Genomic DNA, 16,045 nt, shown 5'->3' with positions numbered 1-16,045 from the left:
GGTTTTACTATTCCCAGTTGAGTACTGGATAGTGTTTTTTTAAATAGGCTTTTACCTCCGCGATGTCTTCTTTTGCTGTTAAATCTGGAACATGTTCCGAAAACGGAATTCCTAATGTGGTATCAGGATGCTCTTTTTGAGCGTTCAAAAGTACCGTTGGTAATTCTTTTTCGTCTCTTTCAGGATGAACGGGACAGTTTTTCAGATACGGATATAAAAGCGCTCCGTTAAATTTAAAAGCGTTCATACTCACTCTCAATTTTCCTTCGGCATCTTTGTAGCTTTCTAAAACTTCGGCAGTTGGTTTTTCAAGAATATCTAATAACTGATTGTTTTCACTAAGTTTAGCAATGGCAAAACGAGAAATTCGCTCTAACGGAAACTCCAATGCATCGCGATTATAACTGATAAATGCATTTGGGCTAAAGGTTTCCCTTAGCGCATATAAGGCTTCGGTAGAATATAAGTTATCGCTATTGCAAACCGTATATTCTTTAGAATTCAAATCCGGATATTGCTCCATTGCTTGAAATAAAGCATCAGCGGTACCAAATGGCTTTATTCTTCCTTCAGGAATGTATTGCGTTGCAAAGGAAATTGTTAAGCCATTGAAATCATTGTTGCAATTTTCGCTTCCATAAAACTCTTTGAATAAGTCTCCTTGTTCCCCAATAATAATATAGATGTTTTTATATCCTGCTTTTTTAGCATTTAATAAAAGGTAATCCAATAATGGTCTTCCGTTTGGTCCAACGCCAATTAATCCTTTACTTCTTTCATTTGCCTGCGCAATTTCTTCTTCACTCAAATTATCAACTGCAACTTGTTTTTTCATTCTGGAAGAAGCGCCACCAGCCAAAATAATTAGATTATCATGCATATTTAATTCTTTAAAATTTTACTGTTTTCTAGTATTCTCACGCCAGGATCAACGGTTACGGTGTAGGCTTCTATTGCGCCTGCTGCCAGTATTGCTGCTACTACAGGAGCTTCATTTCCCGGTTCAGCCAGCACTACAATACTTCCTCCGCCACCTGAACCCACTATTTTTGCCCCATACGCCCCAGCTTTCAATGCGGCATTGATCATCGCGTCAATTTTCGGGACTGTTATTTTTAATAAATCTCTTAAAACAGCGTGATGTTGATTCATTAAAGCACCAATCTTCTTTAAGTCTGGAGTTGGTTTTTCAAATTCTTTTAAAGCCTCTTTGGTATAATGGTAATTCTTGATGGCCGCTTCAAAATAAGGGATTAATCGGTCCGGTAAATAATTATGGTATTTATCTAAATCTTCTATTTCGGATGTATTTAAATCAAAATCTGTAAAATTTTGTTTGATAGTATCAATTGCTATTAAGGCATTTCCTTTTAATTCTCCAATCAAACCAATCGTTTCTTTGGGTACACCTGAAACTCCGGTTATCAGTCCTTTTAGTTCGGTTCCAATGATGGTGTATGAAAAAGGATCTTTGGTATTGATGTGAACAATATTACCCACTCCGATGCTGTAATGATCCATCATTCCGCCTGGTTCTCCATGTTCTAAAACTTCAGATGCATACCCAATTTTTGCAATAAATTCAGGGGTTACTTCGGCATCAACTCCAAAAGCTGTAATCAAAAAATTAATCCAAGCTAATAGCAAAGCGGATGAACTTGAGGTTCCGGAATTGATAGGAATGTCTCCTTTTATGGTGATGTCGTATCCTACAGTTGGGATGCAACCCTGTCTTCTCAACACTCTCAGAGAAGAGGCAAAATAATCGCGAGGCGCTAATTCCGAAAAGGTAGCATGAATATCAATGAGCCTAACTTCATTTATATCAACCATGTTTAGTCTAAAAACTGCAGTGTCATTTTGCACTGCGGTTAATTTTATGTTTCTATTAATCGCACATGCAATCACCGGTAAACCTAAATAATCTTGATGATCTCCAAAGAGGCATGTTCGTCCAGGAGCTAATGATATAATTTCTTTCACTTTTTATAGGTTTTAAAACGCTGTAATACTGAATTTTACAGCAAATTTTATTTGTAATGCTAACTCTTTAATTCGTTTTGACTTTACGAAACTATAGATTAAATTCTAATAAAACAAGTAAAAAACAATAAATGTGCTCGAACACACTTTATTTATGTTGTCGAGCACATTTGTAAATTATATAAAAATAAATAGTTGAAAATAGATTGTGATTCAAAATAAAACGATGTTGCTTTTGAACTAAGTTCTCTTTTGATAATTAAGTCTTACAAAAAAAACAAACCAAAGTTTTTATATATTTGCTTATTATGGATAAAAAATACACAATAAAGGATATTGCTAAATTAGCTGGCGTTTCAAAAGGAACTGTTGACAGGGTCTTGCATAAAAGAGGGAAAGTGTCACCGGCTGCTTTGGATAAAGTTAACGAAGTTTTAAAAGTAATAGACTATGAACCAAATCTTATTGCCAGGAATTTAAAAAACAATAAAATTTATCGTATTTGTATTCTACTTCCTGATCCTGAAATTGATCCCTATTGGCGTCCATGTCTTAATGGTATTGATGATGCTGTAAAAGAATTTAAAGCCTATAATTTGGTTATTGAAACCTTTTATTTTAATCCGGAAAAAAAGAAATCCTTTTTAAAAGCGAATGAAGCCGTATTAGAATTATCACCTGATGCCGTTTTATTAGCCCCTTTATTCCATAAAGAGACCGTAGATGTTATAGAAAAATACCATTCCTTGAATATCATTGTGAATACTTTCAATAACCAGGTCGAATCCAGTTTTGTAAAAAGCTTCGTTGGTCAGGATTTATTCAGAAGTGGGCGAGTAGCAGCAAAATTATTAGATTCAATTACTGATAATGGTCAAATTGCTATTGTTCATATTGATGAAACCTACAAAAATGCAATTCACATGCAGGAAAAGGAACGGGGTTTTAGAAATTATTTTGATGAGAAAGAAAATTCAGCATACACGATTACCACTCTGAAATTAAAAAATCCAAATGTTGAAATTAGTTTTAATACTTTCCTAAATGAAAATCCTGATTTGTCAGGTATCTTTATTACCACCTCTAAATCGTATCAAATCGCTAAGATAATTAGTGACTTTAAAAATAAAAAAATTAGAGTGGTTGGGTATGATTTGATTGATGAAAATGTTAGTTATTTGAATCAAGGCGTAATCGATTTTATAATCCATCAAAATCAGAAAAGACAGGCGTATCTTGGGATAACCTCTTTAGTGGAATATTTTCTCTTTCAAAAAGAAATTCCGGAAATGATTCTTTTACCAATTGACATTGTAAATGCTGAAAATGCGGAGTATTATGTTGAATAGCACAATTGTATTCTTTTAAAACAAAGGCATCTAAGAAAGCTATTATTAGGTAATGATTAGAGTAATAGTTACAATACGGGATTATCATAATTGACGACTTACAGGAGAATGGTTTTGTATTTTGGAAGTTAAATGATAACAGAAAGTTATATTTAACTTCGTTTCCAAGTCCATTTAATAACTAAAAAAACGAGCATGAATCCAATGATTAAAAACATTTTGGCAGTCCTAGTTGGAATTGTCATTGGGAGTTCAGTAAACATGGGAATTATCATGATTAGCGGTTCAATTATTGCGCCACCAGACGGCGCTGATGTTACCACTACTGAAGGTCTAAAAGCATCCATGCATTTATTCCAACCCAAGCATTTTATTTTTCCGTTTTTAGCTCATGCAGTTGGGACTTTTGCAGGTGCATTTCTGGCTGCTCTGATTGCAGCAACCCATAAAATGAAATTTGCATTCAGCGTTGGAATCTTTTTCCTGCTGGGAGGTATTGCCAGTGTTTTTATGCTTCCTTCGCCCACTTGGTTTACTGTTGTTGATCTAGTAGGAGCTTATATTCCTATGGCTTATTTTGCCGGTACCTTAGTTGTGAAGAGAGCATGAATCAGGGAATTAGAAAGCCATGAATTCAAAAAAACAATAGGATATCATATTTTGGAATAATTGCTTCTACGATTTTTAGTTTTGATTAACGTAATAATGGCTTCTGTTTTGAATTTTCGATTTTGCCCTTGATTTTTCCGAATAAATCTTTCCTGAGAATGCGTTTCATTGCTTGTTCAAGGAGTTGGACGTGCGTGTTGCATTTATATTAGTCCTAATTTTTTAGCTATACTTATTAGGTCGCTGTCGCTGCCTTTTCCCATTAATAGCTGTCCTTTTATATTTGCTTTTCTTTTTTCTATGGCACTCATGGAAAGCGGAATATAGTTGGGAAGATTCACCGTTTTAATACCTTTTGAAATTAGGATTAAAATCTGGCTATCATGCTTATCCCAATTAATATTTCTATCCAACAGTTCTTTCTGCGATTCTATAATAGTTCGGCTTTTGTACATTTCCCCATTTATAATTTTTTTACAAATAATAGGGAATAATTCAAAATTAATATCATTTTTAGAAACGAAACCTTCCGGGTTTATGTCTTTTATTATTTTATCGACAGCCAAGGGTTCACCATGCATGGTAAGCAAGACGATTTTGCAATTTGGGAATTTTTTCCTGATTAGTGAAGCGAGGTCTACACCATTTTCAATATTAAACTTTATATAAGGAGGAAGGCTTATATCTAATAATGCCAAATCAATAGTTGTATTTTGATTTAGATAAAAAAATATTTTGTTATACGCCTCTTCACAATTATAACTCCTTATGAAATTAGGTGTTCTTTCTTGGAAGTTGCTTACAGACAATATATTACTATAGCTGTCAACTGTCATCGGGTGATCATCAACGATTAAAATAGTAAGGGGCGTCTTCATTTTATCGAATTTATTGCAAAATTAATTAAATATTACGGTATAACCGTAATATTTAAAGAATGCAAAGATGTTTATTTGTATCAAATGATTGTTTAACTTAACCTACGTTTATATGAAAAAATTATCCATCACCGGACTTGTTTTGATTTCTTTACTAACTTATTCCTGTTCAAATGATGAGGAGCGTTTAGAGGTTCAAGCCAGAGATTTTAAAACGATTCCCCAGTCTGTTTTGAAAAACGACTTGCCGATAAAAAACATTGATTCCACTACAGTAAAATTGGGCTCCACGGAGTTAGATGGTGATCCAATTAATCCGATACCTCCAAGGCCAAGATAGTTTAAGACATGCCTAATTGAAACAAGAATACCATATGGTTTACATAAGCTATGTGGTTTTCTTGTTTTAAAATATAGTATATTTGACGTTATAAAATAATAATTGCATTTTGAGTACTCTTACTAAAATAATCTGTTTGCTTCCACTGTTCTTTTTTTTTCATGCCAAAAGAATGATTCAGATGCCTATGCAAAAAACAATACTATTTTATTTAACAAAAGTTTTTTTGACGCTTTAGAAAAAAATAAAAAAGAGCCATACTTAGACTCAATAGGTGATTTATTAGAGTCCAAAGAAAATGATTCCATTGTTAGAGAGACCCACTTAAAAGTCGCAACGGAATATTACTACATCAATAATTTAGAAAAATCTTTATCTTTTAGTCTAAAGGCTTTACAACTATCCAAGCAGGCTAACGATAGTGTCAGAATTTCGAAGGCATTATATTATGTGGGCGATTGTTATCAAAACTCAAAAAGTGACAGCGCTTACTTTTACTATTTACAAGCAGAAAAATTATACCATAAAATGAATGATTATGATGGTATAGCGCGAATGCTATTCAATAAAGCCTATGTTTTATTTTATGACGGAAATTATGTAGAATGTGAAGTTGAAATTTCTAAAGCATTACAGTATTTGAAAAATTCTACCAATCACCGTTTGATTTATTCTTGTCATACGTTAATGGGTAATTGTTTAGAGAAATTTGTTAATTATGATGAAGCCTTACGCTATCATAATTTAGCCTTACTGGATTTAGAGAAATTGAGAAGTAGTGGTGAAGACAAAGATCTAATACATAATTACAACTTAATTTCTGTTATTAATATCTGTAATTTGTATGATTTAAAAGGGGAATTTTCCAAATCTATAGAAAAATTACAAAGTTTGCGTTTCGAAGATTTAAAAAAGAAATCTCCCAGATTATACGCGAATGCTTTAAGTAATTTGGCTTACTCTAAGATGAAAAACGGGGAATATGAAAATGTTGAATCCATGCTTTTTGAATCCTTACGCATTGTTGACAGTATAGGGCTTACTTCGGATATTTTATATAAAAAAATACATTTAGGGGAGTATTTTTTAACTCAGAAAGATACCAGCAAATCAATTCAAAATTTAAAAGAAGCGAAACAATTAGCTATTGAAATTAAGAATAGTAACGAAATTTTAGCTTCACTGAAATTGTTATCTCAATTAGATAAGAAAAACCAATTGTTTTATGCAAATGAATACATTAAAGTAAGTGACAGTATTAATCTGGTTCAAAAAAATGCTCATAATAAGTATGCCAGAATAGAATATGAAACATCCAGGATCGAGGATGAAAATAAAGTTTTGACCAAGAATAATTTTTACATTTTAATTATTTCATTTGTGCTGGTTTTAATACTGATTGTAATTATTGTTTTACGGTATTTAAAATATAGAAATAAAGAGTTACAGTTTTTTAAGAAACAGCAAAGTGCTAATGAAGAAATATACGAACTGTTAACCGAACAAAATAAAAAAATTGATATTGCAAAATTTAATGAGAAGTCCAGAATAGCAAGGGAATTGCATGATGGTATCATGAATAAAATTTATGGTGTCCGAATGAATTTAGGTTTTTTTAATTCTTTAACAGACGAGGAAACAATTGAGAAAAGAAAAATATATATATCTGAATTGCAAAATATTGAGGGTGAGCTCAGGACGATATCGCATGACTTAAGTCGAGGCTCTTTTTTTGACGGGAATGATTTTAATGTGTTGTTGACAAGTTTGGTCGAGAATCAAAAAGAGTTTAGTAGTACCCATTTTAAATATGTAAATAATGAAATATTAGAATGGGCTACTGTTCAAAATATATACAAGATCAATTTATACCGTATTATTCAGGAGGCTATTTTAAATGTTAATAAATATGCTAATGCAAAAAATTGTATCGTGGAAATTCAGAAAAAAGAAAACGACATTTTAAAACTGAGTATTACTGATGACGGACAAGGATTTGATGTTAAAAATATAAAAGGGGGTATTGGATTAAATAATATGAAAGAAAGAGCTAATTCTTTAAAAGGTCAATTTAGCATTACTTCAAAAATTGGAGAAGGAACAAAAATTGAAGTGGAGTTTAATCTTTAAACTTTATCGTAGTGCGTATTTAAGAAGCACGTTCCGTTGGATTTATCTTTACAGTTCCTTAATGGAAAAAGACAAAAAAGGTTCATAGGTTATTATTGTTTTTTTGGTATTTATGAATCTTCGATTTCAAGTCTGTACTGTTGTTACACGTTTTTTGTTTATTAAGTGTTTCTTTTCTTTTGTCTTGATACAAAAGAAACAAAAAATATTCATGGGTTATTATTGTTTTTTGGTATTCATGAATCTTCGATTTCAAGCCTGAATATTTTTATCCCAAAAATCATCGGACGTATTTTCCTATCCTGACCCCAGCCGCTCGTGTTTCACACTCGACTCGAGGGTCACTCCCTTCTGCCAACGCTTAAATTCTTACCGTGATTTTTTGGTTCAAAAATATAAGGGCAATCTGAAGGGGTATAATAGCAAGTTTATTTTTGCTATTCTATTTTTGTTAATGATGAAAAATCTTTACTTTTTTATCTCACTTAACTTTTATTATAAGTTATGTTTGCTTTGCCTGTTCGTTTCGCTCGGGTGGCTAAATGTTCGATTTGTCTTGATGAAAAAAGTAAGAAAAAAATATTCATGGTTATTATTGTTTTTTGTATTCATGCATCTTTGATTTCAAGCCTGAATTTTTTTCAAAAATCATTGCAGGTATTTTTATTGTGGATCTAGCCGATCGTGTTCTACAATTGGCTTTGACAGTACTTTTTTATTGACAGTAAATGGAATCCAATTATACTCTATTGGGCTTCTCTATTTTTGATTGTTTCAGAGTTCGGAGTATGATATGCAATTACCGTATTTGTGTTGTGTCTTCTATGCAAGAATACTTGTTTCTTACGATCTTGTTTCAGAAACCCTACGAAAAGGAAAGTTAGATGGAGTTGACTTCCTTTAGGCTTTTCAGTGGTTATCTTTATAGTCTGTTTTTCAGATTCTTTATCCAAAATTAGTTCAGTGCTGTAGGAGGTTTGGAATGTATCGTTTTCAAAGTCCCAATTGGTGGTCGCTGTTGCTAAAATAACATTAGTTGCTTCTTCCGGCCAATCTAAATGTTCCTCAGCCAAGAAATCATTCAATGTCAGGGTTTGATTTTCTGGATTATATAGTTCTTTTATTTTAAGGACTTTCCTCAAAGGTCTTAGTTTGTTGCTTTCAAATAGCAATAAACATTCCTTACCCTCACTAGTTTTTAATCCTTCCGTAAGTGTTCTTTTTCCTTGCGGATTAATCATGTCTTCCTGAAGTATTTCTAACAGGAGTTTATTAGTCCTTCCTGCAACACTTCCGTCTTTTGCTAAGCTATTAAAACGTTCGGCAAGTTGTCTAAATACGGCAGCTTTTTTTACGCATTGTCCGAATTCCATTCCCTGATTGCGTATTCTGTCGAAGATAGGGTTGTTCTTGAACTCTTCAGCTGTTATTCCCGTTTTTCCTCTCATACGGGCATAATTTTCCCCATCTGCTGTCACTACAAAGTTTATGTCATCTATAGTTCCTTTTATCAGAAAGGGTGCTGTTACTTTTGCCATATTTTAATTTTTGCGGGTTATCTATCGTCTTTTGCAAATTCCAGTGATATTGACCACCCAATTCCAATTTAAAGTGAGCACCTGATTCCAATTCAAAATGACCACCCAATTCCGGGGCAAAATGACCACCCCATTTTTCATTAAAAACTACTCTTTTTCATCTGTTAATTAGTGTTCAAATATACTTAAATATTATCCTTTGTTTATCCCTCTTTTTTTTCTCATAGATTCTCCATGTAATTCGAGTCGATGAGATTGATGTATCAGCCTATCCAAAATTGCATCAGCTATGGTTTTTTCTCCAATGATGTCATACCAGCCTTGCACTGGGATTTGTGAGGTTACAATGATAGAACCGTTATTATGCCTGTCTTCAATGATCTCTAAAAGGGTAATTCGGTTACTGCTATCCAAAGCTTGGAGTCCAAAATCGTCTAATATAATAACATCTTGCCGTTCTATTTTGGCCAATTCTCTCAGGTAAGAACCATCTGCTTTGGCCATTTTTAATTTAGCAAACAGCTTCGAAGTATTAAAATAACTTACTTTAAAACCTTGGATACAGGCTTGATAACCTAATGCTGTGCCTAAATAACTTTTGCCTACACCAGTGCTTCCCGTTATTAAAATGTTTTCATTTTTTTCGACAAATTCACATTCTGCCAGACGCAGTATGGTATTTCGATCCAGATTACGGGTTTGGTCAAAATTGATACTTTCAATATTTGATTTGTAATGGAATCGGGCGTTGGTGATACTGCGGGCAATACGCCGATTGTGCCTTTCATCCCATTCGGCATCAATAAGCATCGATACAAACTGATCGAGCGTGTAATGGTCTGTTTTTCCGCTTTCAATGGCTGTTTTAAAAGCATTGTGCATGCCGTAAAGCTTCATTTGTTTCATTTTTGTTACTGTGGATTCATTCATGATTACTGTGTTTTAATTTAATTATAATACTGTTTTCCTCTTATGTTAGCGTGAATTGGAAGTTCCTGCTCAGGTTCTTGTTCAAATTCGATATGATCTAAGTTGTTTTCTAAAATATTTTGAATGGTCTTAAAATTGTAAATTTTAAAATCAAGTGCCCGCTTACAGGCATTTATTAATCGCTCTTTCCCTACCTTTTTCTCGAAGTTTAATATTCCCAAACAACTTTTATAAGCCTGTTCAGGATGGTTTCTACTTTCAATTATTTGCATAATATATTCTGCTACTGACTCGTCAATACTACTGGCCCAATCAATGAAGCGGGCAGCACTCCACTGAGCTACAAATTGATGCGTGCTAGCCATATGTTCCGGGATTGTGGTATAGATATAAGGTTTGTAATTCCTTGGATGGATGGCTATTCGATTGTATTTGTGATAGATCTCTACCGTTGATTTGGTATACAATAGTTTCGCTTTTTTCTTGACATATTGATACGGAACGCTATAGTAATTTTTGTCCTGACTTAATTGAACATGCCCATTTTGCATTACTGTTGCAAAGGATTGGTATTTGATTTCAAAACGTTCTTGTGGTAATGGACTTAGTTTTTGTTGTTCATCTTCTAAAAATAATTCTATCCGAGAGTACGGACGTCCTGTGAGTTTTCGACTGTTATGAGCATCCAATAAATCCCATATTTGCTGGTTTAATTCTTCCAGAGAAAAGAATTTAGTTTCTTTTAGATTTACATAAATCCTTCGATACAAGATCTTAACAGCTCCTTCAACCAATGATTTGTCTCGGGGTTTATAAGCCCTGGCAGGCAAGATTGTAGTTTGGTAATGTTCGGCTAAATCAGCCAAGGTTTCATTAATGGTGGGTTCAAAACGACTGCTTTTTATCACTGCAGATTTTAAATTATCCGGAACAATTGCCGCAGGAGTACCTTCAAAAAAACGCATAGCATTTTCTACCGATGTAACAAAATCTTCCTTTTGTTGGCTCATGGAAGCTTCGGCATAGGTGTATTGACTGGCTCCTAATATGGCTACAAAAAATTGTACTTCTTTAATTTCTCCCGTGTCTTTATCAATGATGGAGAGTGTTTTTCCAGCATAATCCACATACATTTTATCACCCGCTTTGTGATTCATGTGCATCACTGGATTGACTCGTTTGCTCCATATTTTATAATGATGTCCAAATTGCGAGCTTCGGTAACCATTAGGATTTAGGACAATATATTGCTCCCACATGTGCTGTATGGTAACGCCAACTTTTTTTAGTTCGCGTTCCATTTTAGGAAAAAAATCATAAAGAAGCTGCAGTTTGGGACTGATTGATTCCACGGTAGTGTGTGAGAACAAAAGTTCTAACTCAGCATCAGTTTTTTCACTAATTACTTCAAAACTTAATCCTAGCACTTCAAATAAAGAAATATACTTCTTTACCGTATTTCTAGAAAGAGATAAGTACTTACTTATGAATAACTTACTTTTTCCGTTACAGTAGAACTTAATTGCTTTTCTAATTTTACTCATGTCTGTTATTTTGTTTGCCATAATCCGTCTTTTTTTAACGAATGTATGGTGCTAACAACATGAAAAAGTAAGTAGTTTTTGATGATCAATTGTACCCCAAAATTAGGTGGTCAATTTGAACTGGAAAGTGGTGGTCAGTTTGCTCCGAAACTGGTGGTCAATTTGCACTGGAATAGGATGGTCAATTTGACTGGTTTTTCCACCATGGTCAGTAATGCCGAATCTAACGGGGCTGTTTTTACCACTACAAATGATTCTCGAGTGACTGTATTTGGTAAATTTTTACGAAAAACCAGGATTGATGAATTTCCGCAATTTATAAATATCCTAAAAGGGGATATGGCCGTTATTGGTCCTCGTCCGGAACGTCCTTTTTTTGTAAAGGAAATCGCTGAAGTTATGCCTTTCTATGAAACAAGACATATTATAAAGCCTGGTCTTACTGGATGGGCTCAAGTAAACTATGCTTATGGAGCAACAATTGATGACAGTTTGATAAAGCTTCAATACGACTTGTATTATATCAAACACAGAAGTATTTTTCTGGATTTAAACATTGCTTTTAAAACAATTACCACCGTTTTGTTTTATAGGGGGCAATAGTATTATTATTATTATTATTATTATTATTATTATTATTATTATTATTTAAAAAAATTAAATGATAATTGGAATCCGTTTTTTATTCTGCATTGCCATTCTGACCAAAATAATTCCGTTGGTAATTATTAATGGCAATACCAGTAAAAAATGAGCTTTGTTGATTACTACAAAGAAATAGATTACTAACGACAGGATATTAAATAATGCCAGATTGTAAATTCCTTTTTTGTTTTTTGTCCAATAAAAATAAAGTAACCCTACTAAAGTTGGATTGAAAAGTAAAATATTATAGTTGTATCCTAATTCCAAGTGCGACGAATAAAATCCGACAAACGTAAAGAACATGCCCATTACCGCTATCAGGATGAGGTAAAATAAATCGATACTTTTCTTATTTATCAGTACCACAAACCCAAGAAAAAGAATATAGGTATAGATGTTATTCCACCAAGAGCCAGGAGCTTCATTCTCGAATTCTAGTAGTGTCTTGTTTTTCTGCACCAGCGGATGATTCTGAAAAGTAACTTTCTTCAGGCTTTTTTGCAGTTCAAAAGGCAAAAATAGTTGCGTTCCCAAACCATCTACTTTTTTACCAAAGATGATGCTTGTCCCTAATTTTTCGTAAAAGTGATTGTCAAAATACGGATAAAGTATCGTTCTGTAAGTGATGTCGGTATCTTCGTTTTTTACAATTGCGGTGGTGTCTAATGTTTTATTGATGATGTCAACAACCATCGATGTGCAGTTTTTATCAATAAACTTGTATGTGTAATGACTTTCGCCTGAGGCCAAGGAAGTGTTCAGATTGTCAAATAGTTTTTGTTTCAAGGATGAAGGGATGTTTAATTCCTGCTCATAAACAGACCTTTTTTCATATTGATATTGATTGATGAAATCAGGATAGGAGTGCGCTACGGCAAAATATTGTAAGTCGCCTTTTATGAATTTCATGACAAAATTAGGGGTGTTAAAATCAAATGCCCCATAATTGTATACCACATCAATTCCGTTGACCGTATCGTGTACTCGAATTGCAGTGTGTCCAAAAAGAGAATAGGATTCATTTCCCGTTCCGCAAGTAAGCACGCTGACTTGTGTGTTTTTTGATAATTGGATGCTTTGTCCGAAACTATAGTTTGCAGTTGAAAACAAGAGTATGAAAAGAACTATTTTTTTTAAAGAAGCTATATCCATTTGTTGTGGTATTGTTGTTTTTAAATTAATTTCTAAACATTCCCAAATCTACTTTAACTGAAAAAATATTGGAATACAAAGCTGTACTTTGATCGCCTAAATCAGTCAACGCATAATCAATCTGGATGCCTTTGTATTTGAACCCCAAACCGATATTAGGCTGAAAACCCACTTTTTCGGAGTTGTCCAGTTGTTGTACATTCTGAAAATTACCCACACCTGCACGTACAAAAACCAAATCAGTATAGCCAAATTCAAGACCTAAAGCCGGATCGATACTGACAAAATCGGTGGAGATAAGATCATTCGTTTTTGCAAATCGCATATTCATATTGGCAGCAGCCAAAATGCTATAATTGTATCGAATGATGAACTTTTTAGCGATTCCTAATTGTGCTTTTGGAGCTGTAATCTCAGTACTCTCCGGTAATTCCTGGTTTTCTCCGGGAATGGAATTGGCAATTTTCTGATATTCATCTTCATCAATATTCCATACGTTATACGTGGTGGTTATATCCCGAAGCATTAATCCAAATTGCCAGTTGTTCTTTTCGAATTGTAATCCGACATCAAAACCAAAGCCCCAAGAATTGGCAAATTTGCCGATGATTCGTCGGATAACTTTTGCGTTTACGCCATATTGAAATCCGGGAACAGGGAGTTTTCGAGCATAAGAAAAAGTGAAACCATAATCGGCCGTTGAGAAAAGACTGATTCTGTTGTAGTCAATATTTCCTTGGCTGTCAATAAGTTCAGTAGTGTTTAAAATATCATCGACACCAAAACGAATTAATGAAATTCCCCAAGCGCTCCGGTCATCTATAGGACTTGCGTATGCCAAATAATCGTATTGGGCTATATTGGCAAAATAATTAGCATGCATTAAGGATACCTGATGGTCTTCCAGATGAATCAGTCCTGCAGGATTCCAATACCCCGAATTAACATCACTCGTAGTAGCCACAACAGTATTAGACATACCTAATGCAGCCGCATCCACGCCGATATTCATAAACTCATTCGAGTATTTTCTGACGGCTTGACTGTAATTTAGCGTACTAACCAAAACCGCTGCTAATAGGAAGCTTTTTTTCAATGGGGTCATTTTTACAAACTAAAAGTCTGTTTAATTTTTATCAAAAATATAATTTTTTACCGAGCTTATTTCTTCCTTTGGGTAAATATATCCAAACAAGAAATCACTGTTGAAAAAACTCTATTAAAAAACGTACTTCTCCTTGACTTATTATACTAAATTTGCCAACTGTGGTTCACTAAATTTTATAACTATGACTATTAAAAAGCATATCCCCAATATTATTACTTTACTAAATCTTTTTTGCGGTTGTATCGCTTTGGTTTTTGCTTTTAACCAAGATTTTGAAATGGCATTTTATTTTGTTTGCTTGGGTATATTCCTGGACTTTTTTGATGGTTTTTTTGCCCGATTATTCAAAGTATCGAGCCCGCTTGGATTGCAGTTGGATTCTTTGGCAGATATGGTTACCAGTGGAGTTGTGCCGGGTTTAGTGATGTCTCAAATGATGATCGACAATTCGTCAACTGCGGCGGTTGATCATTTGCAAATTTTTCCTTATTTAGGGTTTTTGATTGCCTTAGGATCTTGTTACCGATTGGCAAATTTTAATATTGATACCCGTCAAACTGATTCTTTTATTGGTTTGCCAACTCCTGCCAATACGCTGTTTATTTTAAGTCTGCCTTTGGTTTTAAAATACACCGACTCTTTATTTGTTATTGAGATATTGACAAATCAATGGGTTTTACTGGCAATAACGGTATTGAGCGCTTATATCTTGAACGCTGAAATTCCTTTGTTCTCCTTAAAAATCAAGAAGTTCAATTTCAAGGATAATGCGCTTCAAATTGTGTTTTTGATTTGCTCCCTTTTGTTATTAATTTTTCTCCAATATTTAGGAATTCCTTTGGTCATTCTTTTCTATGTTTTGTTATCAGTGATAAATAATAAAATGCTGAAAAAGTAGTTTTTTGGATGAAAAGAAAAACGGTCAGAAGAAAAACTACGGCAGTTCGTAAACCCAAAAAGAAAGCAACTGTTTTCTCAGGGAAGGTTTTGCGTTATTCTATTGTTGCTTTTTTTGTTTTGCTGATTGTTGCGGTTGGCTATCATTATAGAGATGGTTTAGCCTACTATTTTAGTTTTAAATCAGATAAAATTCTAAGAGAAGAAACAGAAGCCAAGCGCATTTCTGATGTTCGTAATTATCAGGTTTTAGAAAAACACGAAGGAAAAAGTATTGGTTTGGATGTTTCAGAATATCAAGGAAAAATCCGATGGACTTATGTAGATACTTTAGAACAAAAATATCCGCTGCATTTTGTGTTTATCCGTGCTACTGTTGGAAAAGACAGGAAAGACCGCCAGTTTAATAAGAATTGGCTTGGCGCCAAAGAAAATAAAATGATTCGCGGTGCCTATCATTATTATCGTCCCAACGAAAATTCAATGGAGCAAGCCGAACTTTTTATAAAAACAGTAACCCTTCAAAAAGGAGATTTACCACCCGTTTTAGACATTGAAAAACTGCCTAAAAATCAGTCGATTGAAAATCTTAAGTTAGGTTTGAAAAGATGGTTAAATGCTGTAGAGTCACATTATGGTGTGAAGCCGATTATCTATACCGGCGAACGCTACTATGATGATTTTTTAAAAGAAGAATTCAGTGATTATCTTTTTTGGATTGCTAATTATAACTTTTACAGAGAAGAAATAGCCGAAGATTGGTTGTTTTGGCAATTCACCGAAAAGGCATCAGTTCCTGGCATTAAAGGTTATGTAGACATAAATATATACAATGGAGATTTACAGCAGTTGCGGTATATCACAGTGGAATAGTTTTTAGTAATCAGTTATCAGTGTTCAATGAGTTAGTGTTCAGTGATCAGTGTTCAGTAATCAGTTGAT

At 33.8% G+C, this 16,045-nt stretch carries 14 protein-coding genes and 1 pseudogene; 7 read left to right on the top strand and 8 right to left on the bottom strand.

The window, feature by feature from the left end; translation table 11 throughout:
• Window positions 1-7: 7 nt before the first annotated feature.
• The gene (locus Q1W72_RS05210) at window positions 8-880 is read right to left on the bottom strand and encodes a sugar phosphate nucleotidyltransferase (RefSeq protein WP_302137546.1); all 873 of its coding nucleotides are present in this window, start codon (window positions 878-880) and stop codon (window positions 8-10) included.
• A gap of 2 nt (window positions 881-882) precedes the next feature.
• Window positions 883-1,983 carry a mevalonate kinase gene (locus Q1W72_RS05205; protein ID WP_302137545.1) on the bottom strand — a complete coding sequence of 367 codons (1,101 nt, stop codon included), beginning with the start codon at window positions 1,981-1,983 and terminating at the stop codon, window positions 883-885.
• A gap of 308 nt (window positions 1,984-2,291) precedes the next feature.
• Between Q1W72_RS05205 and Q1W72_RS05200 the strand changes: the two genes are divergently transcribed.
• Together Q1W72_RS05200 and Q1W72_RS05195 are read left to right on the top strand one after the other, a co-directional pair.
• Window positions 2,292-3,332: a substrate-binding domain-containing protein gene (locus Q1W72_RS05200; protein WP_302137544.1), complete on the top strand. Its 1,041-nt coding sequence runs from the start codon at window positions 2,292-2,294 to the stop codon at window positions 3,330-3,332.
• Window positions 3,333-3,527: 195 nt separating this feature from the next.
• Entirely contained in the window at window positions 3,528-3,941 is a 414-nt protein-coding gene (locus Q1W72_RS05195) for a hypothetical protein (protein WP_302137543.1), read from the top strand.
• A 203-nt stretch (window positions 3,942-4,144) separates the two neighbouring features.
• On the opposite strand, the gene Q1W72_RS05190 is transcribed toward Q1W72_RS05195, so the two are convergent.
• Window positions 4,145-4,819, bottom strand: a complete 675-nt coding sequence (locus Q1W72_RS05190; protein ID WP_302137542.1) for a response regulator — start codon at window positions 4,817-4,819, stop codon at window positions 4,145-4,147.
• 112 nt (window positions 4,820-4,931) lie between these two features.
• On the opposite strand from Q1W72_RS05190, the gene Q1W72_RS05185 reads away from it, so the two are divergent.
• Both Q1W72_RS05185 and Q1W72_RS05180 read left to right on the top strand, forming a co-directional pair.
• Complete coding sequence (locus Q1W72_RS05185; protein WP_302137541.1) at window positions 4,932-5,159, top strand: hypothetical protein; 228 nt, start codon at window positions 4,932-4,934, stop codon at window positions 5,157-5,159.
• A gap of 528 nt (window positions 5,160-5,687) precedes the next feature.
• Window positions 5,688-7,289: a tetratricopeptide repeat-containing sensor histidine kinase gene (locus Q1W72_RS05180; RefSeq protein ID WP_302137540.1), complete on the top strand. Its 1,602-nt coding sequence runs from the start codon at window positions 5,688-5,690 to the stop codon at window positions 7,287-7,289.
• 746 nt (window positions 7,290-8,035) lie between these two features.
• Here Q1W72_RS05180 and Q1W72_RS05175 read toward each other — a convergent pair.
• The 3 genes from Q1W72_RS05175 to istA all read right to left on the bottom strand — a co-directional run bounded on the left by Q1W72_RS05175 (window position 8,036) and on the right by istA (window position 11,322).
• Window positions 8,036-8,827 (bottom strand): hypothetical protein, encoded by a 792-nt coding sequence (locus tag Q1W72_RS05175; RefSeq protein WP_302137539.1) that lies wholly within the window; start codon window positions 8,825-8,827, stop codon window positions 8,036-8,038.
• A gap of 192 nt (window positions 8,828-9,019) precedes the next feature.
• Window positions 9,020-9,757 (bottom strand): IS21-like element helper ATPase IstB, encoded by a 738-nt coding sequence (gene istB / locus Q1W72_RS05170; protein WP_113667236.1) that lies wholly within the window; start codon window positions 9,755-9,757, stop codon window positions 9,020-9,022.
• A gap of 17 nt (window positions 9,758-9,774) precedes the next feature.
• Entirely contained in the window at window positions 9,775-11,322 is a 1,548-nt protein-coding gene (gene istA / locus Q1W72_RS05165; RefSeq protein ID WP_158730039.1) for an IS21 family transposase, read from the bottom strand.
• Between the two features lie 180 nt (window positions 11,323-11,502).
• Here istA and Q1W72_RS05160 point away from each other — a divergent pair.
• Window positions 11,503-11,904 (top strand): annotated as a pseudogene (locus Q1W72_RS05160) (sugar transferase); the annotation flags it as partial.
• 54 nt (window positions 11,905-11,958) lie between these two features.
• Here the strand turns inward: Q1W72_RS05160 and Q1W72_RS05155 are convergent.
• Both Q1W72_RS05155 and Q1W72_RS05150 read right to left on the bottom strand, forming a co-directional pair.
• Window positions 11,959-13,098, bottom strand: a complete 1,140-nt coding sequence (locus Q1W72_RS05155; protein WP_302137538.1) for a DUF4105 domain-containing protein — start codon at window positions 13,096-13,098, stop codon at window positions 11,959-11,961.
• Between the two features lie 25 nt (window positions 13,099-13,123).
• Entirely contained in the window at window positions 13,124-14,110 is a 987-nt protein-coding gene (locus Q1W72_RS05150) for a PorV/PorQ family protein (RefSeq protein WP_367881681.1), read from the bottom strand.
• A gap of 277 nt (window positions 14,111-14,387) precedes the next feature.
• On the opposite strand from Q1W72_RS05150, the gene Q1W72_RS05145 reads away from it, so the two are divergent.
• Together Q1W72_RS05145 and Q1W72_RS05140 are read left to right on the top strand one after the other, a co-directional pair.
• Complete coding sequence (locus Q1W72_RS05145; RefSeq protein WP_302137536.1) at window positions 14,388-15,104, top strand: phosphatidylcholine/phosphatidylserine synthase; 717 nt, start codon at window positions 14,388-14,390, stop codon at window positions 15,102-15,104.
• Between the two features lie 8 nt (window positions 15,105-15,112).
• A complete protein-coding gene (locus Q1W72_RS05140) occupies window positions 15,113-15,976 on the top strand; it encodes a glycoside hydrolase family 25 protein (protein WP_302137535.1) in 864 nt (287 codons plus the stop codon).
• The last annotated feature ends 69 nt before the right edge of the window (window positions 15,977-16,045 follow it).

Source organism: Flavobacterium sp. ZE23DGlu08 (assembly GCF_030505335.1).
Classification (GTDB): domain Bacteria; phylum Bacteroidota; class Bacteroidia; order Flavobacteriales; family Flavobacteriaceae; genus Flavobacterium; species Flavobacterium algoritolerans.
The sequence above is the reverse complement of the archived record's forward strand: the minus strand, read 5'-3'. Positions and strand labels throughout refer to the sequence as shown.

Bases quoted from the DNA above. Each gene is read 5' to 3' on its own strand.
- Q1W72_RS05210 (WP_302137546.1), bottom strand. From the start codon at position 880: ATGCATGATAATCTAATTATTTTGGCTGGTGGCGCTTCTTCCAGAATG.
- Q1W72_RS05200 (WP_302137544.1), top strand. From the start codon at position 2,292: ATGGATAAAAAATACACAATAAAGGATATTGCTAAATTAGCTGGCGTT.
- Q1W72_RS05195 (WP_302137543.1), top strand. From the start codon at position 3,528: ATGAATCCAATGATTAAAAACATTTTGGCAGTCCTAGTTGGAATTGTC.
- Q1W72_RS05190 (WP_302137542.1), bottom strand. From the start codon at position 4,819: ATGAAGACGCCCCTTACTATTTTAATCGTTGATGATCACCCGATGACA.
- Q1W72_RS05185 (WP_302137541.1), top strand. From the start codon at position 4,932: ATGAAAAAATTATCCATCACCGGACTTGTTTTGATTTCTTTACTAACT.
- Q1W72_RS05180 (WP_302137540.1), top strand. From the start codon at position 5,688: ATGAATGATTATGATGGTATAGCGCGAATGCTATTCAATAAAGCCTAT.
- Q1W72_RS05175 (WP_302137539.1), bottom strand. From the start codon at position 8,827: ATGGCAAAAGTAACAGCACCCTTTCTGATAAAAGGAACTATAGATGAC.
- istB (WP_113667236.1), bottom strand. From the start codon at position 9,757: ATGAATGAATCCACAGTAACAAAAATGAAACAAATGAAGCTTTACGGC.
- istA (WP_158730039.1), bottom strand. From the start codon at position 11,322: ATGGCAAACAAAATAACAGACATGAGTAAAATTAGAAAAGCAATTAAG.
- Q1W72_RS05155 (WP_302137538.1), bottom strand. From the start codon at position 13,098: ATGGATATAGCTTCTTTAAAAAAAATAGTTCTTTTCATACTCTTGTTT.
- Q1W72_RS05150 (WP_367881681.1), bottom strand. From the start codon at position 14,110: ATGAATATCGGCGTGGATGCGGCTGCATTAGGTATGTCTAATACTGTT.
- Q1W72_RS05145 (WP_302137536.1), top strand. From the start codon at position 14,388: ATGACTATTAAAAAGCATATCCCCAATATTATTACTTTACTAAATCTT.
- Q1W72_RS05140 (WP_302137535.1), top strand. From the start codon at position 15,113: ATGAAAAGAAAAACGGTCAGAAGAAAAACTACGGCAGTTCGTAAACCC.